Source organism: Agrobacterium burrii, assembly GCF_017313405.1.
Lineage (GTDB): Bacteria > Pseudomonadota > Alphaproteobacteria > Rhizobiales > Rhizobiaceae > Agrobacterium > Agrobacterium burrii.
Genome location: NZ_JAFLNA010000011.1, coordinates 211,789 through 233,533, shown reverse-complemented (window position 1 = coordinate 233,533; position 21,745 = coordinate 211,789). Strand labels below are relative to the sequence as shown.

18 protein-coding genes are annotated in these 21,745 nt (G+C 60.2%); 11 read left to right on the top strand and 7 right to left on the bottom strand.

The window, feature by feature from the left end; all coding sequences use genetic code 11:
* The first annotated feature begins 62 nt into the window (after positions 1-62).
* The gene (gene putA, locus JZX89_RS20385) at positions 63-3,737 is read left to right on the top strand and encodes a trifunctional transcriptional regulator/proline dehydrogenase/L-glutamate gamma-semialdehyde dehydrogenase (RefSeq protein WP_207135188.1); all 3,675 of its coding nucleotides are present in this window, start codon (positions 63-65) and stop codon (positions 3,735-3,737) included.
* A 101-nt stretch (positions 3,738-3,838) separates the two neighbouring features.
* Here putA and amaB read toward each other — a convergent pair whose 3' ends face one another.
* Complete coding sequence (gene amaB / locus JZX89_RS20380) at positions 3,839-5,368, bottom strand: L-piperidine-6-carboxylate dehydrogenase (RefSeq protein WP_207135187.1); 1,530 nt, start codon at positions 5,366-5,368, stop codon at positions 3,839-3,841.
* Positions 5,369-5,569: 201 nt separating this feature from the next.
* Here amaB and JZX89_RS20375 point away from each other — a divergent pair, with 201 nt between their 5' ends.
* On the top strand, positions 5,570-6,472 hold the full coding sequence (locus tag JZX89_RS20375) for a LysR family transcriptional regulator (RefSeq protein WP_207135186.1): 903 nt from the start codon (positions 5,570-5,572) through the stop codon (positions 6,470-6,472).
* Positions 6,473-6,492: 20 nt separating this feature from the next.
* Here JZX89_RS20375 and JZX89_RS20370 read toward each other — a convergent pair whose 3' ends face one another.
* A complete protein-coding gene (locus tag JZX89_RS20370; RefSeq protein WP_142842410.1) occupies positions 6,493-7,380 on the bottom strand; it encodes a DMT family transporter in 888 nt (295 codons plus the stop codon).
* A 381-nt stretch (positions 7,381-7,761) separates the two neighbouring features.
* Here JZX89_RS20370 and JZX89_RS20365 point away from each other — a divergent pair, with 381 nt between their 5' ends.
* Positions 7,762-9,093 (top strand): UDP-glucose dehydrogenase family protein, encoded by a 1,332-nt coding sequence (locus JZX89_RS20365; RefSeq protein ID WP_149901156.1) that lies wholly within the window; start codon positions 7,762-7,764, stop codon positions 9,091-9,093.
* 86 nt (positions 9,094-9,179) lie between these two features.
* Positions 9,180-10,202: an NAD-dependent epimerase gene (locus JZX89_RS20360; RefSeq protein ID WP_207135185.1), complete on the top strand. Its 1,023-nt coding sequence runs from the start codon at positions 9,180-9,182 to the stop codon at positions 10,200-10,202.
* Position 10,203: 1 nt separating this feature from the next.
* Here the strand turns inward: JZX89_RS20360 and JZX89_RS20355 are convergent, their stop codons facing one another.
* The 3 genes from JZX89_RS20355 to JZX89_RS20345 are packed head-to-tail and all read right to left on the bottom strand — an operon-like array spanning position 10,204 to position 13,965.
* Positions 10,204-11,250: a glutathione synthase gene (locus JZX89_RS20355; RefSeq protein WP_149901158.1), complete on the bottom strand. Its 1,047-nt coding sequence runs from the start codon at positions 11,248-11,250 to the stop codon at positions 10,204-10,206.
* Positions 11,251-11,260: 10 nt separating this feature from the next.
* The gene (locus tag JZX89_RS20350; RefSeq protein ID WP_207135184.1) at positions 11,261-13,138 is read right to left on the bottom strand and encodes a flavohemoglobin expression-modulating QEGLA motif protein; all 1,878 of its coding nucleotides are present in this window, start codon (positions 13,136-13,138) and stop codon (positions 11,261-11,263) included.
* The gene (locus tag JZX89_RS20345) at positions 13,135-13,965 is read right to left on the bottom strand and encodes an N-formylglutamate amidohydrolase (RefSeq protein ID WP_207135183.1); all 831 of its coding nucleotides are present in this window, start codon (positions 13,963-13,965) and stop codon (positions 13,135-13,137) included. The genes JZX89_RS20350 and JZX89_RS20345 overlap by 4 nt, the downstream gene beginning before the upstream one ends.
* A gap of 291 nt (positions 13,966-14,256) precedes the next feature.
* Here JZX89_RS20345 and JZX89_RS20340 point away from each other — a divergent pair, with 291 nt between their 5' ends.
* Genes JZX89_RS20340 through JZX89_RS20315 form a run of 6 tightly spaced genes read left to right on the top strand, consistent with a single transcriptional unit; the run spans position 14,257 to position 18,133 of the window.
* Positions 14,257-14,478, top strand: coding sequence for a hypothetical protein (locus tag JZX89_RS20340; protein WP_149901161.1), 222 nt, complete (start codon positions 14,257-14,259; stop codon positions 14,476-14,478).
* Between the two features lie 18 nt (positions 14,479-14,496).
* Positions 14,497-15,057, top strand: a complete 561-nt coding sequence (locus tag JZX89_RS20335; protein ID WP_207135182.1) for a type 1 glutamine amidotransferase domain-containing protein — start codon at positions 14,497-14,499, stop codon at positions 15,055-15,057.
* Positions 15,058-15,115: 58 nt separating this feature from the next.
* Entirely contained in the window at positions 15,116-15,556 is a 441-nt protein-coding gene (locus tag JZX89_RS20330) for a PPC domain-containing DNA-binding protein (protein ID WP_207135181.1), read from the top strand.
* 52 nt (positions 15,557-15,608) lie between these two features.
* A complete protein-coding gene (locus tag JZX89_RS20325; protein ID WP_207135180.1) occupies positions 15,609-16,469 on the top strand; it encodes a TIGR02587 family membrane protein in 861 nt (286 codons plus the stop codon).
* 7 nt (positions 16,470-16,476) lie between these two features.
* Complete coding sequence (locus tag JZX89_RS20320) at positions 16,477-16,887, top strand: TIGR02588 family protein (protein WP_207135179.1); 411 nt, start codon at positions 16,477-16,479, stop codon at positions 16,885-16,887.
* 19 nt (positions 16,888-16,906) lie between these two features.
* Entirely contained in the window at positions 16,907-18,133 is a 1,227-nt protein-coding gene (locus JZX89_RS20315; protein WP_207135178.1) for an NAD(P)/FAD-dependent oxidoreductase, read from the top strand.
* Between the two features lie 7 nt (positions 18,134-18,140).
* Here JZX89_RS20315 and JZX89_RS20310 read toward each other — a convergent pair whose 3' ends face one another.
* Positions 18,141-18,626 carry an MgtC/SapB family protein gene (locus JZX89_RS20310; protein ID WP_207135177.1) on the bottom strand — a complete coding sequence of 162 codons (486 nt, stop codon included), beginning with the start codon at positions 18,624-18,626 and terminating at the stop codon, positions 18,141-18,143.
* Between the two features lie 174 nt (positions 18,627-18,800).
* Between JZX89_RS20310 and JZX89_RS20305 the strand changes: the two genes are divergently transcribed.
* Complete coding sequence (locus JZX89_RS20305; RefSeq protein WP_142842422.1) at positions 18,801-19,301, top strand: YciE/YciF ferroxidase family protein; 501 nt, start codon at positions 18,801-18,803, stop codon at positions 19,299-19,301.
* 75 nt (positions 19,302-19,376) lie between these two features.
* Here the strand turns inward: JZX89_RS20305 and JZX89_RS20300 are convergent, their stop codons facing one another.
* Positions 19,377-21,713, bottom strand: coding sequence for a glucose/quinate/shikimate family membrane-bound PQQ-dependent dehydrogenase (locus tag JZX89_RS20300; RefSeq protein ID WP_207135176.1), 2,337 nt, complete (start codon positions 21,711-21,713; stop codon positions 19,377-19,379).
* Positions 21,714-21,745: the final 32 nt, after the last annotated feature.

Here is a 21,745-nt window from a genome sequence, read left to right as displayed (position 1 = left end):
GCGGGCGGAGGACACGCTGCCGCCGACGGCCTTTCTTCAACAGCTTTTTCAGGATTTTCAGAATGGCCGATGGTGCAAGCAATGCCGGTGTAGCAGTGAACGGTATTTTCCAGAATTTTGCGCCGCCGGTGCGTGAGCAAAGCCCGCTGCGCAAGGCGATCACCGCCGCCTATCGCCGCCCCGAGGAAGAATGCCTGGCCCCATTGATCGAGGCGGCAACGGTGACGCCGGAGCAGACGAAAGCTATCCGCACCACCGCCGGCAAGCTGATCGAAGCGCTGCGCGCCAAGACCAAGGGGACCGGCGTTGAAGGGCTGGTGCAGGAATATTCGCTCTCCAGCCATGAGGGCGTGGCGCTGATGTGCCTTGCCGAAGCACTGCTGCGCATTCCCGACACCGCCACCCGCGACGCGTTGATCCGCGACAAGATCGCGCGTGGGGACTGGAAGTCCCATATTGGCGGCGGGCGCTCGCTCTTCGTCAACGCCGCCACCTGGGGTCTCGTCATCACCGGCAAGCTGACCTCGACCGTCAATGACAGCGGCCTTTCGGCAGCGCTGACCAAGCTGATTTCGCGCGCCGGCGAACCCGTCATCCGCCGCGGCGTCGACATGGCGATGCGCATGATGGGCGAACAATTCGTGACCGGCGAAACGATCGGCGAAGCCATCAAGCGCTCCAGACCGCTGGAGGAAAAAGGCTTCCAGTATTCCTACGACATGCTGGGCGAAGCCGCGACCACCGCCAGGGATGCGGAGCGTTATTACAAGGATTACGAAAACGCCATCCACGCCATCGGCAAGGCCTCTGCCGGCCGCGGTATCTATGGCGGTCCGGGCATCTCCATCAAGCTTTCGGCACTGCATCCGCGCTACGCCCGCGCGCAGGCCGAGCGGGTGATGGCCGAGCTTCTGCCGCGCGTCAAATCGCTGATGCTGCTCAGCAAGAAATACGACATCGGCCTCAATATCGACGCCGAGGAAGCAGACCGGCTGGAACTGTCGCTCGACCTTTTGGAAGAACTGGCGCTCGACAAGGACCTTGCCGGCTGGAACGGCCTCGGTTTCGTGGTGCAGGCCTATGGCCGCCGCTGCCCCTTCGTGCTGGATTATATCATCGATCTCGCTCGCCGTTCCGGCCGCCGCATCATGGTGCGCCTCGTCAAGGGCGCCTATTGGGATGCGGAGATCAAACGCGCGCAGGTGGACGGGCTGGAGGACTTCCCGGTCTTCACCCGCAAGGTGCACACCGATGTCTCTTACATTGCCTGCGCCCGCAAGCTGCTCGACGCGCGCGACGTGATCTTCCCGCAGTTTGCGACCCACAATGCGCAGTCCATGGCGACGATCTATCATCTGGCTGGCCCCGAATTCAAACTTGGCGATTATGAATTCCAGTGCCTGCATGGCATGGGCGAACCGCTTTACAGCGAGGTCGTCGGCAAGAAGAAGCTCGACCGCCCCTGCCGCTTCTATGCCCCGGTCGGCACGCATGAGACGCTGCTTGCCTATCTGGTGCGCCGTCTTCTCGAAAACGGCGCGAACTCCTCTTTCGTCAACCGCATCGCCGATCCCGCCGTTCCGGTCGATTCCCTGCTGGAAGACCCGGTCACAGTGGTCAAGGCTTATGCCGTTCCCGGCGCACGGCACGACCGTATCGCCGCGCCCGCAGGTCTCTTTGGCCCGGAACGGAAGAATTCCGCCGGCCTCGATCTTTCCAGTGAAACAACGCTCTCCGCACTCGACAGAACCCTGAAGGCAGCTGCGGCAACCGAGTGGAAAGCCGCAGCGCCGCAGGCGAGCGGCCAGACACGGCCGGTGCTCAACCCCGGCGACCACACGGATATTGTCGGCCATGTGACCGAACCGACCGAAGCCGATGCCGAAGCGGCGATGCAGCGGGCGGCAGCCTCCACCTGGCCCTCCACCCCTGTTGAAGAGCGCGCCGCCTGCCTGGAGCGCGCCGCCGACGCAATGCAGGCCGAGATGCCCGAGTTGCTCGGCCTCATCATGCGCGAGGCGGGAAAATCCATGCCCAACGCCATTGCCGAAGTGCGCGAGGCGATCGACTTCCTGCGTTATTACGCAGCGGAAGCACGCAAGAATTTCAAGGCCGGCGAGACGCCGCTTGGCCCCGTCGTCTGCATCAGCCCTTGGAACTTCCCGCTCGCCATCTTCATCGGTCAGGTGGCGGCTGCACTGGTTGCCGGCAATCCGGTTCTGGCGAAACCCGCCGAAGAAACGCCTTTGATCGCCGCCCAGGGCGTGCGCCTGCTGCACGACGCCGGCGTTCCGCAGGACGCCGTGCAGCTTATGCCGGGCGACGGCAAGACGGGCGCGGCACTTGTCGGCTCACCGCTGACGGCGGGTGTGATGTTCACCGGTTCGACAGAAGTGGCGCGGCTCATTCAGGGCCAGCTGGCCGGCCGGGTTCTGACGAACGGCCAGCCGGTTCCGCTGATTGCCGAAACCGGCGGCCAGAACGCCATGATCGTCGATTCCTCGGCGCTCGCCGAACAGGTGGTCGCCGATGTCATCGCATCGGCCTTCGACAGCGCCGGCCAGCGCTGCTCGGCGCTGCGCATTCTCTGCCTGCAGGAAGATGTGGCGGATCGCACGCTGACCATGCTCAAAGGCGCGCTGCATGAATTGCGGATCGGCCGCACCGACCGGCTTTCCGTCGATGTCGGCCCCGTCATCACCGCTGAGGCCAAGGGCATTATTGAAAAGCATGTTGACGACATGCGCGCGCTCGGCCACCGCATCGAACAGATCACGCTTGCGGGTGAAACCGGCAAGGGCACTTTCGTGCCGCCGACCATCATCGAGATGAAATCGCTCGCCGATCTGAAGCGGGAAGTATTCGGCCCGGTGCTACATGTCATCCGCTTCAAGCGCGATAATCTCGACCGGCTGATCGACGAGATCAACGCCACAGGTTACGGCCTGACCTTCGGCCTGCATACGCGCCTCGATGACACGATCCAGCATGTGCTGTCGCGCGTCGCGGCCGGCAATCTTTATGTGAACCGCAACATCATCGGCGCGGTGGTCGGCGTGCAGCCCTTTGGCGGACGCGGTCTTTCCGGCACCGGCCCCAAGGCCGGCGGCCCGCTCTATCTCGGCCGCATGACGCAGGCTGCCCCAAAGATTGACCGGGTCGCAAGCCAGCAGGATCAGGCCGCCATCGATCTTGCCCGCTGGCTGGATGAAAACGGCGAAACCGTTGCGGCTGAGGCCGCACGGCAGGCGGCAGCACTTTCCGGTCTCGGCTTCGAAACCGAGCTGGCAGGCGCCGTCGGCGAACGAAACGTCTATGCGCTGCATCCACGCGGCAGAATCCTGCTGGTCCCGGCAACCGAACAGGGGCTTTACCGCCAGCTTGCGGCAGCGCTCGCCACCGGAAACACGGCCGTCATCGACAATGCCTCTGGCCTCGAAAAATCGATCTATGGGCTGCCGGCAACCGTCACCTCGCGCATCGTCTGGGCGGATGACTGGGCGAAATCCGGTCCCTTTGCGGGCGCCTTGGTCGAGGGTGACGCGGAGCGCATCGTGACGACCAACAAAAAAATCGCCACCCTGCCCGGCCCGCTGGTTCTCGTGCAGGCCGCGACCACGGAAGCGCTTTCCGGTGAAAGCCAGCCCTATAATCTCGACTGGCTGGTCGAAGAAGTCTCCGTCAGCGTCAACACGACCGCGGCCGGGGGCAATGCCAGCCTGATGAGCATCGGCTAAGCGGCACCATTGCCCAAAAAAATCGGCGCGGACAAATCCGCGCCGATAAAGGCAATACCACAGGATCATCATCGCTCCATACGAGCGACAGGTCACAGATGTCATTCGATGTCGAAGGACACGCCCTGCGCCAGCGGCAGCGACTTGGAATAATTGACCGTGTTGGTGGCGCGGCGCATATATGCTTTCCACGCATCCGAACCAGATTCACGGCCACCGCCGGTTTCCTTCTCTCCCCCGAAAGCGCCACCGATTTCTGCGCCCGAGGTGCCGATATTGACGTTGGCGATGCCGCAATCCGAGCCTTCCGACGACAGGAAACGTTCCGATTCCTGAATGTCGCGGGTGAAGATCGACGATGAAAGACCGGCGGCGACGGCGTTATGCGCGTCGATCGCCTGATCGAGATCGCTGTATTTCATCACATAGAGGATCGGCGCGAAGGTCTCTTCCAGCACCGGGCCAACCTGTTGAGGCATTTCGACAAGCGCGGGCTTCACATAATAAGCATCCGCCGCACCCGTATCCACACGTCCACCGCCATTCACCACGCCGTCATGGGCTTTCGCCGCCTCAAGCGCCTTCTGCATGCCGTCAAAAGCCGCCTTGTCGACCAGCGGGCCGACGAGTGCGGAACTTTCCAGCGGATTGCCAACGGAGACGGAGGCATAAGCCTTTTTCAGGCGCGGCACGAGCTGATCGTAAACGCTGTCATGCACGAAAAGACGGCGAAGCGTGGTGCAGCGCTGGCCGGCCGTGCCCATGGCGCCAAAGGCAATGGCGCGCAGCGCCATGTCGAGATCGGCGGACGGGCACACGATGCCGGCATTGTTGCCGCCGAGTTCCAGAATGGCACGGGCAAAGCGCTTTGCCAGACGCGGGCCGACATCACGGCCCATGCGGGTGGAGCCGGTGGCAGAGACCAGCGGCACCTTGGGGTTATCCACCAATGCTTCACCCACGGCGCGATCACCGATCAGAAGCTGCGAAAGACCGTCCGGCGCATCGCCGAAGCGGGCGGCGGCCCGTTCGAAGATGCCCTGAACGGCCAGCGCCGTCAGCGGCGTCTTTTCCGATGGCTTCCAGACCACCGAATTGCCGCAAACGATGGCGAGTGCTGCATTCCACGACCAGACGGCGACGGGGAAATTGAAGGCCGAGATGACGCCGACGACACCGAGCGGATGCCAGGTCTCCATCATGCGGTGGCCGGGACGTTCGGTGGCGATGGTGAGGCCATAAAGCTGGCGGGAAAGACCGACGGCGAAATCGCAGATATCGATCATTTCCTGCACTTCGCCGAGACCTTCGGACGGGATCTTGCCCGCTTCCAATGACACGAGACGGCCGAGATCGGTCTTGAAGGCGCGCAGCTCTTCGCCAAGCAACCGGATCAGCTCGCCACGGCGGGGCGCCGGCACATTGCGCCACTGCTTGAAGGCGGCATCGGCCTTATCGACCACGGCTGCCACGCCCTCGACCGAAACGGTCTTCAGGTTCGCGACCTGCTCACCCGTCACCGGGCTGAAGGACGCCATGGTGCCGCCGGTATAAAGATCGCGAGCAACACCCATCCTGTCGAGCAAGGCGGCTGCTTCCTGTTTCACGTCAAGCTTCGTGGTCGCATCCATGTCCAATTATCCTTTTTGGCTGAAAGGGGAGGAAAGGCCTTTTTGATACGGCGCTTTCAACTCCCGTCGCTCTTCTTTCCCCGAATTTGTCAACGGCGCCGCCAAGCCGGCAAAACACCATTCCATTCTTTCCCGTAATCATATATGGGCATAACAACCCTTTTCCAATGAGGAAAGCGGGTAAGTTGATGCGAGAACGGAATGGATCCACGCAGACGGCTGGTCCCCGATATCGTCACCCTGCAGGCGTTTGAATGCGCGGCACGGCATGGCAATTTTACCCGTGCGGCGGAAGAACTCAACCTCACGCAGAGCGCGGTGAGCCGGCAGATCGGCGAACTGGAAGCGCAGACGGGAATGCAGCTTTTCGAGCGCATCCGCAGGCGTGTCGTGCTTTCGGAAGCGGGGCGCAAATTCCTGCCCGATGTACGGCGCCTGTTGCAGCAATCCGAGCAGTTGATGGTGCGTGCGGTCTCGGCCGGAACATCGCACGCATCGCTTTCCGTCGCAACGTTACCGACCTTTGGCAGCCGCTGGCTGATGCCGCGCCTCTCCCGCTTCATCGATGCCAATCCGGATATGGCGATCACGATCGGCTCGCGCTCGCATCCGTTCGATTTCGACGAGGAAGGGTTTGATCTCGCCATTCACTATGGCCAGCCGATCTGGGCGCATGGAACCTGCACGTTTTTATGCAATGAGGTGATCGTGCCGGTCGCGAGCCCCGCCCTGCTCAGCCGCGCCAACGTGAACCGGGCGCAGGATTTGGCCGAACAGCCATTGCTGCATGTGACGACGCGGCCCAAACTATGGACGGAATGGCTGGAGATGAACGGGGTGACGGCGGAAAATGCCTATCATGGCAGCCGTTTCGACCAGTTCTCGATGATCATCGAAGCTGCCGCAAGCGGCATCGGTTTTGCCCTTCTGCCGAAATATCTCATCGAGGCGGAACTAGCCTCCGGCCGCCTCGAAATCGTCTTCGACATCCCCTTGCAGACCGACAAGAGCTATTACGTCGCCCTGCCGGAAGGGCGGCAGGACAATGCGCTTGCCCGCGCCTTTCAGGCCTGGCTGCTCGATCAGGTCGGCAAGCCGGTCTGATTTTCACCGGCGACCAAACCTCAAAGGCGATTGCGGAAAAATGGGTTCCAGCGCACGGTGCCGAGCCTTACCTTTTCACGGATCATCGTCAGGAGTCCCGATCCAGCGATGACGGCGAGACCCAGCACCGCAACGGCGTCAGGGTACTCGTGAAAGAAGGTCATGCCGATCGCCACCGCCCAGAGGATTTGCGAATAATGCGAAGGTGCAATCTGGCTTGCGGGCGCAATGCGGGTCGCAACCAGAAGGGTGATCTGTCCCGTTGCCGTGCAAAGGCCGATGAAGGCGAAGGCCAGAAGCTGGTGCAGGTTGGGCATGACGAAATCGGGAATCGAGGCGATGCCGTTAAAAGTCAGGCCGTAAATCAGCAGCACACCCATGATCGAAGTGCGCTTCTCCTTACCCGCCAGCGAGCGCAGCAGCACGATGGTCATTGCCGCCAGGAACGCCACGCCGATGGCGGCAAAATGCCCGAGTTCCAGCGACTTGAAGCCCGGCCGCACCACGAGAATGACGCCGACGATGCCGGCCAGAACCGCTGCCCAGCGCCACGGGCCGATATTCTCTTTAAGGACCACGGCGGAAAGGACGGTGACGAAAAGCGGCGACAGAAAGATCAGCGCATAGGCTTCCGCCAGTGGAATGGTGGTGAAGGCATAGATGCCGAAAATGCCGGCGAAGAGACCGGAAATCGCGCGCCCATGCACCGCGAAGGGCCGACTCATGCGCCAGAATTCGCGCCACCTTTCCTCACGCGGCTTGCTGAAAAAGATGAAGATGCCGGAGAAGAGGATGCTGAAGAAGCCGATTTCGAAAACGCTGATCTGCGATCCAAGCGACTTGATGGTGGCATCGCCCATGGAAAAGGTCGCATAAGCGAACAGACCGAGCAGAAAACCCTTTTGCATGTGACTTCCCCGAACACCGACCGCAATGCAAAGCATCCCCCGGCCGCGTGGAACGCGACCCGGACGCCCCTTAAAGGGACAGACAGTCTGGCAGATTTGATCCTCACCCTATGGCTAGACCCGGCTACCTATGAGTGCAAGCCGCAAAAGAAGCAAAATTGCCCGATTGGACCCGGCCAGTGCAAATGGCTGCAAGGTGCGGCAAATTTGTCCCGCCGCCGCCATCACATCACCGTCATGGAAAGAGGTTAGCCGGTGTTGATCGTAGCGCTTGGCGACGGGCATGAAGGCGGCTAAATATTATCGTGTGATTTTCGCCCGCCGATTTCCCCGGCTGGTATTACCGCGTTAACATGGCCTCGCTAACCGAAAGGAAAAAGAATGCGGATTGTGATGATCGGTTCAGGTTATGTCGGCCTCGTGTCCGGCGCGTGTTTTGCAGATTTCGGTCACGATGTGGTCTGCGTCGACAAGATGCCGGAGAAGATCGAGGCCCTGAAAAAAGGCCAAATTCCGATCTTCGAACCGGGTCTGGAGACGATCGTCGCCAACAATGCCAGGGCTGGCCGGTTGAGTTTCACCACCGATCTAACCGCTGCCGTCGCCAATGCCGAGGTCGTCTTCATCGCGGTCGGCACGCCCTCGCGGCGCGGCGATGGCCATGCCGATCTCGGTTATGTCTATGCGGCAGCAAAAGAGATCGCCCATGCGCTGGATGGTTTCACCGTCATCGTCACCAAATCCACCGTTCCCGTCGGCACCGGCGATGAGGTGGAGCGCATCATTCGCGAGGAAAACCCTTCCGCCGATTTCGCCGTGGTGTCCAACCCGGAATTCCTGCGCGAAGGTGCCGCCATCGAGGATTTCAAGCGACCGGACCGCATCGTCGTCGGCCTTTCGGACGAGCGCGCCCGCCCTGTCATGACGGAGGTTTACCGTCCGCTCTACCTCAACCAGTCGCCGCTGCTCTTCACCACGCGGCGCGCCTCGGAACTGATCAAATACGCCGCCAACGCTTTTCTGGCGATGAAGATCACCTTCATCAACGAAATGGCCGACCTCTGCGAAAAGGTCGGCGCCAATGTGCAGGACGTGTCGCGCGGCATCGGTCTCGATGGCCGCATCGGCTCGAAGTTTCTGCATGCCGGCCCGGGATATGGCGGCTCCTGTTTCCCAAAGGATACGCTGGCGCTTGCCAAGACCGCGCAGGACTATGACGCGCCGGTGCGGCTGATCGAAACCACCATCGCCATCAACGACAACCGCAAGCGCGCCATGGGCCGCAAGGTCATCAACGCCATGGGCGGCGACGTGCGCGGCAAGAAGATCGCCGTGCTTGGCCTTACCTTCAAGCCGAATACCGACGACATGCGCGACAGCCCGGCAATCGCCATCATCCAGACCCTGCAGGATGGCGGTGCACGGGTAGTGGGTTACGACCCCGAAGGCATGGCGAATGCCCGCCATCTGATGGAGGATATCGAATACGCAACAGGTCCCTACGAGGCGGCGGAAGATGCCGATGCGGTGGTGATCGTGACCGAATGGAACCAGTTCCGCGCGCTTGATCTGCCGCGCCTGAAGGCGATCATGAAAAACCCTGTTCTGGTGGACCTGCGCAATATTTACCGCACGGATGAAGTCGCCGCGCATGGCTTCATCTATGCTGCCGTCGGCCGCCCGCATGAGGGTGGCTCCGGCAAAGAACTTTAGCGATCTGTCGTCTGGAATTTCACTGAAACAATTTTCGCGCTTCGGTTTAACCGCAAACGCACCAACAGATTCGGGATATAGTCATCATGCGTTATCTGGTTACCGGCACGGCTGGCTTCATCGGCTTTTACGTCGCAAAGCGGCTGCTGGATGCCGGCCACTTCGTGACCGGCTTCGACGGCATGACGAAATATTATGATGTCAGCCTGAAAGAAAAGCGCCACGCCATCCTTTCCCGCTCAAACGGCTTCCGGGCCGAAATCGGCATGCTGGAGGATACCGATGCGCTGACGCGGGCGGCGGAGGCCGCCGAACCGGAAATCATCATCCATCTCGCCGCCCAAGCCGGTGTTCGTTACAGCCTTGAAAATCCGCGCGCCTATATCGATTCCAATCTCATCGGTTCGTTCAACATGCTGGAGCTGGCGAGAAGCCTACAGGTCAAGCACCTGATGCTGGCATCGACCTCCTCCATCTACGGCGCCAACGAAAAAATCCCCTTTGCGGAGAGCGACAAGGCCGACGAGCCGATGACGCTCTACGCCGCCACCAAAAAATCGATGGAGCTGATGGCGCATAGCTATGCGCATCTGCACAAATTGCCCACCACAGCATTCCGCTTCTTCACGGTCTATGGGCCGTGGGGACGGCCGGACATGGCCCCGATCAAATTTGTCGATGCCGTCTCCAACGGCCGGCCGATCGACATTTACGGGCAGGGCAATATGAGCCGTGACTTCACCTATATCGATGATCTGGTTGAGGGCATCGTCAGGCTGAGCCAGATCATCCCGTCGGAGGAAAACCGCGTGGCCGAAGAGGGCGTCACCGACACACTCTCGCACCACGCGCCCTTCCGCGTCGTCAATATTGGCGGCGGCCAGCCGGTGGAGCTGATGCATTTCGTCGAAACGATCGAGAAGGCAGTCGGCAAGCCTGCTATCCGCAACATGCTGCCGATGCAGCAGGGAGATGTTCCCCGCACCTTTGCCTCGCCCGATCTTCTGAGGGCATTGACCGGTTATGTGCCACAAACCCCGGTCGAGGAGGGCATCAAGGCCCTCGTCGCCTGGTATCGGCAAATGCAATCATCCGAACTGCGGGAGTAGTTCAGAGCGTTGCGAGCAACCGGTTGGAGAGCGCGCCACCCGATGCGGCCTGCATGGAGACTTTGGTTTCCACCGCTTCGATGATCGTATCGCTGAAATCGACATTGGTGAGTTCGAGGATATTCGATAACCCACCGGGCGAAAACACGTTCACCTCCAGTATCTTATCGCCAACGATATCAAGCCCCACGAGGAACATGCCGTCCTCCACCAGCTTCGGCCGCATCATTTCGGCCAGCGCCACGATGTCGTCCGTCACCTTCACCGCTTCCGCCGTGCCTTTGGCGTGGATGTTGGAGCGCAGATCGCCTTTGGCCGGCACGCGGCGAAGCGCTGCATATTGGCCGTCCCGCATCAGCGGCCGGCCATTCATCATGAAGAAGCGAATATCGCCGTCCTTGGCGGCCGGCAGATAGGCCTGCGCGATCAGATAACCCTCAAGGCTGACCGCCTCGAAAATCTGGTTGAGGTTGGCTTCTTTGCTGGAGCCGATCTTGAAGACGTTCTTGCCGCCGGAGCCCTGCAACGGCTTGACGATGACGCCCTTGGGATGGGCATCGGCAAAGGCCCGGATTTCCTCGACATTACGCGAAATGATCGTGGTCGGCCGGACGATTTCGGGAAAGCTCTGGAAATAGAGCTTGTTCTGGGCGAGCGCCAGACCTTCCGGATCGTTCAGAACCACGACGCCGCGCTGTTCGGCAAGCCGCCCGAACAGAATGCCGGCATGCACGGCCCATGGCCGCGTCGTCTGGTCGAGCGACGGGTCGTTGCGCAGCATCAGCGCGTCGATTTCCTCGATATCCATGGTCCGCCGCTCCAGCGCCTTATCCTGAAGCGTGGTGTGGAATGTCTCGCCCTTTTTGATTTTCGCCTTCGGCAGTACGGTGGCATGGATGGTCAGGCTGTCATCCGACCGCAAGGTGAAGTCGCCGGGTGTGAGATAAACCACCTCATGGCCGCGATTGAGCGCCGCCATGGCCAGCAGGCCGGTAGCGTAATTTGGTCCCTCGGTCTCGATGGAATTGACGAAAAATGCGATACGCATGAAGCCCCTCCTATAATGTCGCCAGTTCGGCAATGGATAATCCCGCCCGTATTTTTTCGAGCCGCTCATTGGCCTTAGCGGGCAGTAAGAAAGCGGGCCTGACACCCGGCGGTCGCAAGAGACCGCGCAGGGCAAGCTCCTGCATGACAGGGAAATGGGCGGCAGCGATCTTGCCCATCCAGAATGGATCGAGCGCCCCGCCCCTGCGCAAATGCTCCAGCACCTCGGCCAGCCCACGCAGATAAATCGCATCCTTCGACAGGCCGCCGCCGCGATAGATGCGCAGCACCATGTTGAAAGCGCCGGCCTCGTCGAAACCGTGATCGCGGGTCATGATGCGGAAGGTCTCAACGAAAGTCGCGCCATCAAGCATGGTGGCGCAGCCGACGACGCGCCCGGCAATCAGCCGCAGGCGCTCGCGCGTCATGCCACCGGCCAGATGTTCCGCCAGCACCGCCAGCCCCTCCTGCACGCCCTCATAACCGGAAAGGCCGGTGCGGAAGAGCCGCAGACCCTGAGACGAGCCGTTGAAATAGGTGAGAAGATGCACGCCGATCTCATGCGACAGCAGTGCCTCGACGCGGCGCTGTTCCATGACGGTGTGGCGGGAAATCAAAAGCTTCTCGCCCGTCACCATCAGGCCGGGCGGCAGGTCGTCGCGGATTTCAACGCGGGCCTTGAATTCCGGTTCTTCCGCCAGATAGGTCTCGACCATCTCGCGCGATTTCCTGGCGACCGCGTAACAATCGACCATGGCGATTTCGCCGCTTTCCTGGGCGCGTGGGCAGTCCTCAAGCACACGAAGCGCCAGCGTCAGAAGAGCGGGTTCGACGGCGCCATAGAGGGCGCGCGAAAAATCGGTGAAGGTTCGATGATGCAGGTTCGCAAGCATCGTTAGCTGCAGATCGATCTCCTGCTGTTTCTCCCGGTAGAGATGATAGAGCACCGGGTCTTCCAGATGATCAAAAACGACGGAATAGAGCCTGCGTTTCTGCTCCTCGACATCAACGCCGAGCGGCCGATAAAGCAGGCGTGGCGCAAATTGAAAGCTGCCATCGCGAAACTCCTCAAACGCCCGGCGGGCATTGATCGGTGTAACGGACAGAAGAAAATCGAACGATGAAACGATCTCATCCACTGAGCGGTCGGCGCGCCGGACGGCATCGACAAAGGCCTTACGGCCAAGCGCCCGGTGGCTGGTGACTTTCAGCGCATCCATGCCGGAAGCAAATGACGAGAAGGCTTGCAGACCAGCATCGAAAAGATCGGCGATCATCGTCTCACGCAGGCCGGGATAATCGGCGCCGGATTCCGGTTGTCGATAGATCGGCGCGAAGCGCACGCTGATGCAGGGAAAATCCAGACCGGCATTCTGAAACCTGAGGATCGGATCGGCTTCCGGTTCCGGCCGGGTGATGCGCGGCGTGCGAAAACGCACTTCGGCATCACAGACCGCCTTGATGAAGACCCGGCGGGCTTTCTGCGTTTCCGGTTCTGACGTCGCTGAAACGGAAACCTCATAATGCGGCAGGAAGGGGGAATCGTCGGCCAGCAGAATATCGTGTTCCAGCTCGCCTATATCGATTACCAAGAAAGCGCCGAAGCGCTGCCGCATGGCCATGCCAACAGCCTCGATCAGCGGCGCAGCCTCCTGAATGTTCGACGCTATGAGATAGGAGGCGTGGGCGGCGGCGATATCCCGTGCAGCGAGGTCTTTCGTGCCGCCCGTCAGATGCAGGCAGAGGAACGGCAGCGGCCGGTCGATGTGCAGCCTGCCGTTTTTTCCGACATCCCGGCGGATAGCCTTGCCGGCCTCCAGGCAGGAGACGACATCATCCACCAGATCGGCGATGGGGGAAGGCTCGCTGCGGGCGGAGGAAACACTCATCGCCGCGACCCCAGGCATTTCTCAAGAACCGGCTGAAGGGCGGCGATCGTATCACGGATATCCGAGATCACCCGTGTGTCCGGCTTTCCCGTCCATTCATCCATGAAGAATTTCTTGAACTCGATTGCAATCGCGCAGCCGTTTTCGGCAAATCGTTCGTGGATGAAGCGGGTCTGCTCCCCTTTGCCCTGAAACGCCACATTCTCGCGAACATCAAGGCGTCGACCACCAATGGTCGCTGAAGCGAAATGATGACCGACGGCGCTGACCACATCGCTCCAGCGGCTGCGATCCATGGAAAATGTACCGATATTGATGTCGGGCGCTTCCACCTGCGCCGTCGCGGGCGCGGCAGCGCCCTGCCGGCGATGATTGTAGCTGTGCACATCCAGCACCACGAAAGCTCCGTACCGCCGTTCCACCGCGGACAGAACCGTCTCCAGCATCGCATAATAATCGGCGTGGAAGTCGAGCGATTGCCGGAGCGCTTCCTCTGCCGGCTCCTCGTTCCAGACCTCAAGCCCCCAGGATTGCTCGGGCTTCAGGTAGATCGCCTGATCGGCAGCGCGGTTGAGATCGATTTCGAAGCGAGAATGATGAACGACGAGACGATTAGTCAGCCCCGAAATCATCTCGCCGGTGAAGGGATCTTCCTCGCGCAGCCTCTGTTCGGCTGAAAGGGCCATCAGCCCCGCCACCTCCGGGCGAATGAAATGGCCGTCATGAATGGCCGTGCCGACAACGGGGGAATTGCCGAAGTCGATCGACCAGAAACCCCTGTTTTTGTTGTGACCGTAATGTTCGCCGTCGCTGTGTCTGGCTGCCATGCTGCCTCCCCTGCATCGGGTGTAAAACAACGCGACTCGCCCGTTTGTTCCGGGAAAAATTGCGCACGATACATTTGCCCCCCTGCACAGACACCGCCCGAAAAACTGCGGAACCATACCGGAAAGCTCACGTTGTTCTGACAGGAGGGCCGCCGTGTCAAACGGACGCGATGGTGCCGAAGAACATCGGGATTTTTCCGTTTTCTCCTGGTGGCCAACGAAGCGGCAGTCGAGCTTCTTACCCATCCGGCGTCCCTCCGTCCTCACTTTCCGCGCACAAGGAGCTGCGACATGGAAAAGACCGAAACGCGCAAACTTGCGGAAGAATATCTGCGGCTCGGCGGCACACGTCAGGTGATGATCGACGACAACAAGACCTTCGTGCGCCAATGGGAAAACGAACCGGCAGAGGCCGAGACATTCTGGCAAACGCACATCGAAAATCTCGAGGCCGAACGCCGCAAGGACGTGGAATTTTTCCTGCCCTCCGTGAATTCGGACAAGGACGACTGAACACAGAAGGAGACAGACATGACTTCAATCAACGCTGCAAAAATCGTCATTCTCGCAACCGACGGCTATGAGCGCTCGGAACTCAGGGTACCCTACGATCAGCTGAAGGCCAAAGGTGCGGATGTAAAGATCGCCTCAATCAAAACAGGCGAAATCAAGAGCTGGGATGAAAAGAACTGGGGTGACAGCATCGCCGTCGATCTTTCCGCCAGGAACGTCAAATCGGATGATTTTGACGCGCTGGTTCTTCCGGGTGGCCAGATCAACCCGGATATTTTGCGCCATGATGAGGATGCGATGCGCGTGGTGCGCGATTTCGTCAAATCCGGCAAGGTGGTGGCCGCCATCTGCCATGCGCCATGGCTGCTGGTTGAAGCAGATGCCCTGCGCGGTCGTGACGCCACCTCTTATTGGTCGATCAAGACAGACCTGAAAAACGCCGGCGCCAACTGGAAGGACGAAAAGGTGGTGACGGACAAAGGCATCATCACCTCCCGCAGTCCCGAGGACTTGGACGCCTTCGTCGCCAAGATCGTCGAAGAGATCGAGGAAGGCCGCCACGAGCGCCGCGCCGCCTGAGGACCATACAAACCTGTGCCGCCGGTTTCTCCGGCGGCACTCTTAGTGGGAGACATCCATGAAAAGCAGACTGCTTTCAGGTGGCGCTGAGCGCACTTTCATTCTCGTCATCGAGCCGGAGGAAGAAGCCTTCGAGGCCATCCGCCGTTTTGCGGGCACGGAAAACATCAACGCTGCATCAGTGACGGCCATCGGTGCCTTTGCAACGGCAACCCTCGCCTTTTTCGATCTTTCGACGCGGGAGTACAAGGAAATACCGGTTGCCGAGCAGAGCGAGGTTCTGAGCCTGCTCGGCGATATTGCCCTAGATGAAAACGATGACCCCAATCCGCATCTGCATGTGGTTCTGGGCTTTGCCGATGGATCCACCAGGGGCGGCCATTTTCTGAAGGGTGTGGTGCGACCAACTCTGGAAGTGGTCATCCGCGAAACACCCGCGGAATTGCGGCGCAGCTATCGCCCGGAATTCGGCATCGCCCTTATCGATCCCGCTAAATAAACGGCGGAACCGGAAAAACACCATTGCGTTATTCCCCCATGTGAGGGGCGGCATGGCGGCAGCGATCAATCGAAAAGACACCGGTGACGATGAGGTCAGACAGTTTCTGACCGGTCTGGCACGCGGCACGGCGGGTGCTCTGCTGTTTGCCCTGCCAATGCTGATGACCATGGAAATGTGGTTTCTCGGTCTTTACATCAATCCGTGGCGGCTGCTGCTGCTCTGTATCCTCAACTTGCCGCTGCTGCTGCTTCTCGCCCGCCGCATCGGCTTTGAGAATATTCATTCCTGGGGCCAGGCGCTACGCGACGCGATCACGGCCTATGGGCTTGGCATAGCCGTCAGTGCCGCTGTGCTGCTGCTGTTCGGTATCCTGAACGACCAGATCACCGTCTCCACCATCATCATCAAGATTGCGCTGCAATCCGTGCCGGCGAGCATCGGCGCGCTGCTCGGCCGCAGTCAGCTCGGCCAGCATTCGGATGCGCAGGACGAAGACGAAGGCGAATATTCCGGCGAGACCGGTTATCTGCACGAACTGTTCATGATGATGGTCGGCGCGCTGTTTCTGAGCCTCAATGTCGCGCCGACGGAAGAGATGATCCTGATCGCCTATAAGGTGACGCCCTATCACATTCTGGCGCTCTGCCTGCTGTCGATCGCCATCATGCATGGCTTTGTCTATGCGCTTCATTTCAAGGGCTCTCACCAGCTGCATGAGGGGCAGCAATGGTGGCAATCCTTCATCCGTTTTACCCTGCCGGGCTATGTCATCGCCATCGCCATCAGCATCTACACGCTCTGGACCTTCGAGCGTCTCGACCATACGTCGCTGTCGCAGATCATGAGCGCCGCCGTCATTCTCGGCGTTCCGGCTTCGATCGGCGCGGCCTCTGCCCGATTGATCCTGTGAGGACAAGATGACGATATCGAAGGGTAACAAACACACCGAAAGTTCCGATCCCCATTGGATAGAATGGGTGACAGGCGCGATCTGCACCCTTCTCGTTGCGGCCATGCTCGGCTGGATCGCCTACGACATCTATCGTTACCAGCCTGAGGATGCCCGTTTCGAAATAGCCGTCACCGGCGTGGAGGGGCAATCCGGTTCGTACCGCGTGAAGTTCGATATCCGCAATCTCTCGATGACGACGGCGGCGCAGGTGCAGGTGCGCGGCGACCTGCAGCAAGACGGCACGATGCAGGAAAGCGCTGATGTGACATTCGATTATGTCGCCTCGGAATCAAAGGATGCCGGCACGCTTTTCTTCCGCAACGACCCCCGCCGCGGCACACTCAATCTCAACGTCTCCGGCTATACCGAGCCGTGAGACCTTTCAGGACTATTTCATGCCAACATCCAAACTGACGAAAGAACGCGATCTCAGGGATTCCAAGCCACTCTGGGCCGATAGCCCGCGCATCGGCATCCGCAGCGGAAAGACGCCAAAAGCCGACCGTTACGACACGATCGTCGTCGGCGCCGGCATCAGCGGCGCGCTGGTGTCGCACGCGCTGCATCGCCCGGGGCAATCCATGCTGATTATCGACAAAAGCGAACCGGTGATGGGCAGCAGCGTGGCCAGCACCGCGATGATCCAGCACGAGATCGACACGCCGCTGACGGAACTCAGGAAGATGATCGGCAAGGATGCCGCCGACAGGGCATGGCAGCGCTCGGCCCGCGCCGTCTTGCGTCTCGAAGAAATCGTCACGTCGCTCGGCATCTCCTGCAGCATGGCGCGCAAGCAGGCACTTTACCTTGCCGGAGATGAAATGGGTTCGCGTGCGCTGAAGGCGGAAGCGGCTGCGCGCGGGGAGGCCGGCATCGAGGCCAGGTTCCTCAGTGCTGCGGAACTGAAAGAACAATATGGCCTGGAGCGGACCGCCGCCATTCTCAGCGACATCTCGGCTTCCGCCAACCCCGCGCAGCTGACGGCAGGCCTGTTGCGCCACACGGCGGGTGCAGGCGGTGAAATTGTCTCACAGCTTGAAATTACCGATCTTAGAAATCTGGGTGACGAGGTGGTCCTTGCGACCGCTGAGGGCAAAATCCTGTCCGCCCGCAATGTCGTCTTCTGCACCGGATATCAATTCCTGAAAATGCTCGAAAGCCCGCAACACCAGATCATTTCCACCTGGGCCCTGGCGAGCAGGGAAGGACTTGAGCTGCCGGACTGGCTGGAGACCCACATCGTCTGGGAGGCTTCCGACCCCTATCTTTATCTGCGCACCGATCGAAACGGACGCATGATTGCCGGCGGCGAAGATGAGGAAAATCCTACCTCCTTCCAGTCGGAGCGCAAGCTGGCCACTAAAACGAAGATTATCCGCAGCAAGATCGAAAAACTGCTGGGCGTCGATATCGGTGAACCGGAATATCGCTGGGCGGCAGCGTTTGGCACCACCACCACCGGCCTGCCGCTGATCGGCGCGGTTCCCGGCATGAAGAATGTCTATGCCGTCATGGGTTTTGGCGGCAACGGCATCACTTTCAGCCAGATCGCTGCCGAAATCGTCGCCGCCGCCGTTAATGGCGGCAAGGACCCAGACGCCGATCTTTTCCGCTTCGGTTGATGCCCGGTCAGTCTTCCTTGATGCCGGCGGCCACCTGCATGCGGCGAAGCGTCCAGAGAACGATAATCCCGACGCTGGAGGCTAACAGCGCGAGCGGCCACATGCCGAGCCCGGCAGAGAGGCCGATCGCGGCCGAAAGCCACATGCTGGCCCCCGTCGTCAGGCCTTTGACGTCACCTTTGGTATAAACGACCACGCCCGCGGCTAGAAAGGCGATGCCGGCCGTCACGGCCTCCACCAGCCGGATGGGATCGAGCCGCGCCGCCTCATGGCCTTCCGCCATCGTCTCCATCATGTGGATGGTGATGACACAGAAGGTGACGGCGGCAAGGCCGATCAGCATGTTGGTGCGCAGACCGGCGGTGTTCTTGTGAAACTCCCGCTCCAGCCCGATCAGGCCGCACAGGATGACGGCACCGAACACGCGCACCAGCAGCACCTCGAAGGGCATGGAAACATTCATGGAAAATTCTTCTGCAAGGCTCTGGGGCACTATCGCGTCTCCTCCCGAAATTTCATCACCAGTAAGTTCGGGAAGGCCGGTTGGTTCCGCGCGGCAATATAAACGTTGCGCGCAACGGAGCCGGAACCATAGGGACTGCGAAGGGTTTGTCTCCCGTGCGCATACGCGCACATCGTGAATTTTCACACCATGGGAGAAGGAACAATGGCCGAGAAGAAACTCGACGACCTGTTTTATGATACGCTGAAGGATATCTATTACGCCGAAAGGCAGATTCTGAAAGCCCTGCCGAAAATGGCCCGGGCAGCGACCGATCCGAAGCTGAAACAGGCCTTTGAAAAACACAAGGAAGAGACGCAGGGTCACGTGGAGCGCCTGCAGGAAGTATTCGAAGTCATCGGCAAGCGGGCGCAGGGCAAGACCTGTGAAGCGATCCAGGGCATCATCGCCGAGGGCGAAGAGATCATTGATGAGTTCAAGGGCACTGCGGCGCTCGATGCCGGTCTCATTTCGTCGGCCCAGGCCGTCGAGCATTATGAAATCGCCCGTTACGGCACGCTGAAAGCCTGGGCGGAAAAGCTTGGGCACACAAAGGCGGTTTCGCTGCTGGACGCCACGCTCAAGGAAGAAACCAAGACCGACGATGCACTGACGTCGCTAGCCAAGACCTCGATCAATGCTGCGGCTCAGAAAAAGGCGGCATGATCACCTCTTCGACCGCACAAGCAAAAACCGGAATGGTCTCCCATTCCGGTTTTTTTTATCTGAAGCTGCCGCGTTTTACGGCAGCGTATAAGCGATCACATAGTCGCCCGGTTTGGTGCCGACGGAACCATGACCACCCGCAACCATCACCACATATTGCTTGCCGCCTTCCAGCGCATAGGTCATGGGCGTTGCCTGACCACCGGCCGGCAGGCGCGCTTCCCAGAGCTGTTTGCCGGTTGTGAGGTCGTAAGCGCGCAGAAAATTATCCACAGCAGCACCGAGGAAGGCCACGCCGCCCTTGGTGATCATCGGCCCGCCAATGCCCGGCACGCCCACCTTGAAGGGCAACGGCAGCGGCGTCATGTCATAGACCGTGCCGTTCTTGTGCTTGTAGGCGATATCGCCGGTGCGCAGATCAGCACCCGCGACATAACCCCATGGCGGCGCCTGGCAGGGGATTTTCAACGGACCGAGGAACGGTCCCATGAACACGCCATAAGGCGCGCCGTCATTGCGGTTCAGGCCCTGCTCGCTGCCCTTCTCATCCTGTCCCTTCGGGGGGATGTCGGCCCGCGGGACGAGCTGGGAGGTAAAGGCAAGATATGTCGGCATCCCGAACATGACCTGCCGCTCGGGATCCACCGCGACACTGCCCCAGTTGAACGTGCCGAAATTGCCCGGATAGATGATCGAGCCATTAAGCGAGGGCGGCGTATAACGGCCCTTGTAGTCCAGCTGATGGAAGCGGATGCGGCAGGCGAGCTGATCGAACATGGAGACGCCCCACATGTCCTTTTCCTTCAGCGGCTCCGGCTTGAAAGACAGGGCCGTCGTCGGCTGCGTCGGGGAGGTGAAGTCTTCAGGGATCGCACCACCCGGTGCCGGCTCTTCCGTAATCGGCAGAAGCGGCTCGCCGGTGCGCCGGTCGAGAACATAGATATCGCCCTGTTTGGTCGGACCGACAAGGGCAGGCACGCTCTGGCCGTCCTTCGTAATGTCGAGCAGCACAGGCTGTGCGGGAACGTCCATGTCCCAGAGATCGTGATGGACCGTCTGGCGCACCCAGCGGTCCTTGCCGGTGTTGATATCGAGCGCAACAATGGAGGAGGAATATTTCTCCACATTCTCGCTGCGGCCCATGCCAAGCTGGTCCGGCACCTGATTGCCGAGCGGGACATAAACCAGGCCGAGGCCCTCGTCATAGCTCAGTACCGACCAGCTGTTCGGCGAGTTGGTCGTATAGGTCTCGCCCGCCGCAATCGGCTCGGTCTTTTCCGGATTGCCGGAATCCCAGTTCCAGATCAGGGCACCGCTGTTCACATCGAAAGCACGGATGACGCCGGACTGTTCCTGCGTGGAATAATTGTCATTCACCGCACCGCCGATGATGATCTTGCCCGCCGCGATGACGGGCGGCGAGGTCGAATAATAGTAACCGGCAGGATTGTACTTCATGCCCTGTTCGAGGTGCAGAACACCTTGATCGGCAAAGGAGGTGCAGACCTGACCGGTCGCAGCATCAAGCGCGATCAGCCGCGCATCCGAAGTCGGCAGGTAGACGCGCTCGGCGCATGCCGTGCCTTGAGCGGCATTCGGCTCGGCATAATAGGAAACGCCACGGCACGTCTGGTGCTGGCGGTCCGGATTGAGACCGACATTCGGGTCGTATTTCCACTTTTCCTTGCCGGTTGCCGCATCGATGGCGATCGCCCAATTATGCGGCGTGCAGATGTAAAGTGAATTGCCAACCTTGAGCGGCGTCACCTGATAGGTGGTTTCACCCACGTCGTCAGGCAGTTTCACGTCGCCCGTCTGGTAACGCCAGGCTTCCTTCAGCTGCGAGACATTGTCGACATTGACCTGCGTGAGTGGCGAATAACGCTGGCCATAAGGCGTGCGGCCATATTGGTGCCATTCGCTATCCGGCACGTTGCCGCCATAGGCGGGCGTCGCCGACACTGTCTCCTGCGACAATGAACCGGACTTGCCGTGCGGATCCTGCGTCATGGAATATCCGGCGACCACGATCGAAGCGAGAACGGACAAGGCGAGCGGCCAAGCGTTCGGGCCGTAGTTAAGCCCCGTTGGGCTGGAAAACCCGAGCGGCTTTCTGACCCAGGGCACAAGCAGCCACAGACCGATGAGAATGACGATGCCGCCACGCGGACCAAGCTGCCACCAGTCGAAACCCACTTCCCAGACTGCCCAGGCGAGCGTTGCGACAATGAAAACAGCATAAACATGGAGTGCGGCGCGATTGCGCTTGAAGAGCAGAGTGGCCGTCAACAGGAAGGCCAAACCAGAAAGGACATAATAAAAACTGCCGCCCAGCATTACGAGCTGGGAGCCGAAACCAAACAGCGCAAGGCCGATCAGCGTGAGAACAACCGCAGTGACGGTGACTGCCATGAATGAAACCCCCGATTCCTGTCACTTTGGGT

Excerpts from the sequence above, each read along its gene's own strand:
- putA (WP_207135188.1), top strand. The coding sequence starts at position 63 with ATGGCCGATGGTGCAAGCAATGCCGGTGTAGCAGTGAACGGTATTTTC.
- JZX89_RS20320 (WP_207135179.1), top strand. The coding sequence starts at position 16,477 with ATGACGATATCGAAGGGTAACAAACACACCGAAAGTTCCGATCCCCAT.
- JZX89_RS20345 (WP_207135183.1), bottom strand. The coding sequence starts at position 13,965 with ATGGCAGCCAGACACAGCGACGGCGAACATTACGGTCACAACAAAAAC.
- JZX89_RS20370 (WP_142842410.1), bottom strand. The coding sequence starts at position 7,380 with ATGCAAAAGGGTTTTCTGCTCGGTCTGTTCGCTTATGCGACCTTTTCC.
- amaB (WP_207135187.1), bottom strand. The coding sequence starts at position 5,368 with ATGGATGCGACCACGAAGCTTGACGTGAAACAGGAAGCAGCCGCCTTG.
- JZX89_RS20350 (WP_207135184.1), bottom strand. The coding sequence starts at position 13,138 with ATGAGTGTTTCCTCCGCCCGCAGCGAGCCTTCCCCCATCGCCGATCTG.
- JZX89_RS20360 (WP_207135185.1), top strand. The coding sequence starts at position 9,180 with ATGCGTTATCTGGTTACCGGCACGGCTGGCTTCATCGGCTTTTACGTC.
- JZX89_RS20330 (WP_207135181.1), top strand. The coding sequence starts at position 15,116 with ATGAAAAGCAGACTGCTTTCAGGTGGCGCTGAGCGCACTTTCATTCTC.
- JZX89_RS20315 (WP_207135178.1), top strand. The coding sequence starts at position 16,907 with ATGCCAACATCCAAACTGACGAAAGAACGCGATCTCAGGGATTCCAAG.
- JZX89_RS20305 (WP_142842422.1), top strand. The coding sequence starts at position 18,801 with ATGGCCGAGAAGAAACTCGACGACCTGTTTTATGATACGCTGAAGGAT.
- JZX89_RS20340 (WP_149901161.1), top strand. The coding sequence starts at position 14,257 with ATGGAAAAGACCGAAACGCGCAAACTTGCGGAAGAATATCTGCGGCTC.
- JZX89_RS20355 (WP_149901158.1), bottom strand. The coding sequence starts at position 11,250 with ATGCGTATCGCATTTTTCGTCAATTCCATCGAGACCGAGGGACCAAAT.
- JZX89_RS20325 (WP_207135180.1), top strand. The coding sequence starts at position 15,609 with ATGGCGGCAGCGATCAATCGAAAAGACACCGGTGACGATGAGGTCAGA.
- JZX89_RS20300 (WP_207135176.1), bottom strand. The coding sequence starts at position 21,713 with ATGGCAGTCACCGTCACTGCGGTTGTTCTCACGCTGATCGGCCTTGCG.
- JZX89_RS20335 (WP_207135182.1), top strand. The coding sequence starts at position 14,497 with ATGACTTCAATCAACGCTGCAAAAATCGTCATTCTCGCAACCGACGGC.
- JZX89_RS20375 (WP_207135186.1), top strand. The coding sequence starts at position 5,570 with ATGGATCCACGCAGACGGCTGGTCCCCGATATCGTCACCCTGCAGGCG.
- JZX89_RS20365 (WP_149901156.1), top strand. The coding sequence starts at position 7,762 with ATGCGGATTGTGATGATCGGTTCAGGTTATGTCGGCCTCGTGTCCGGC.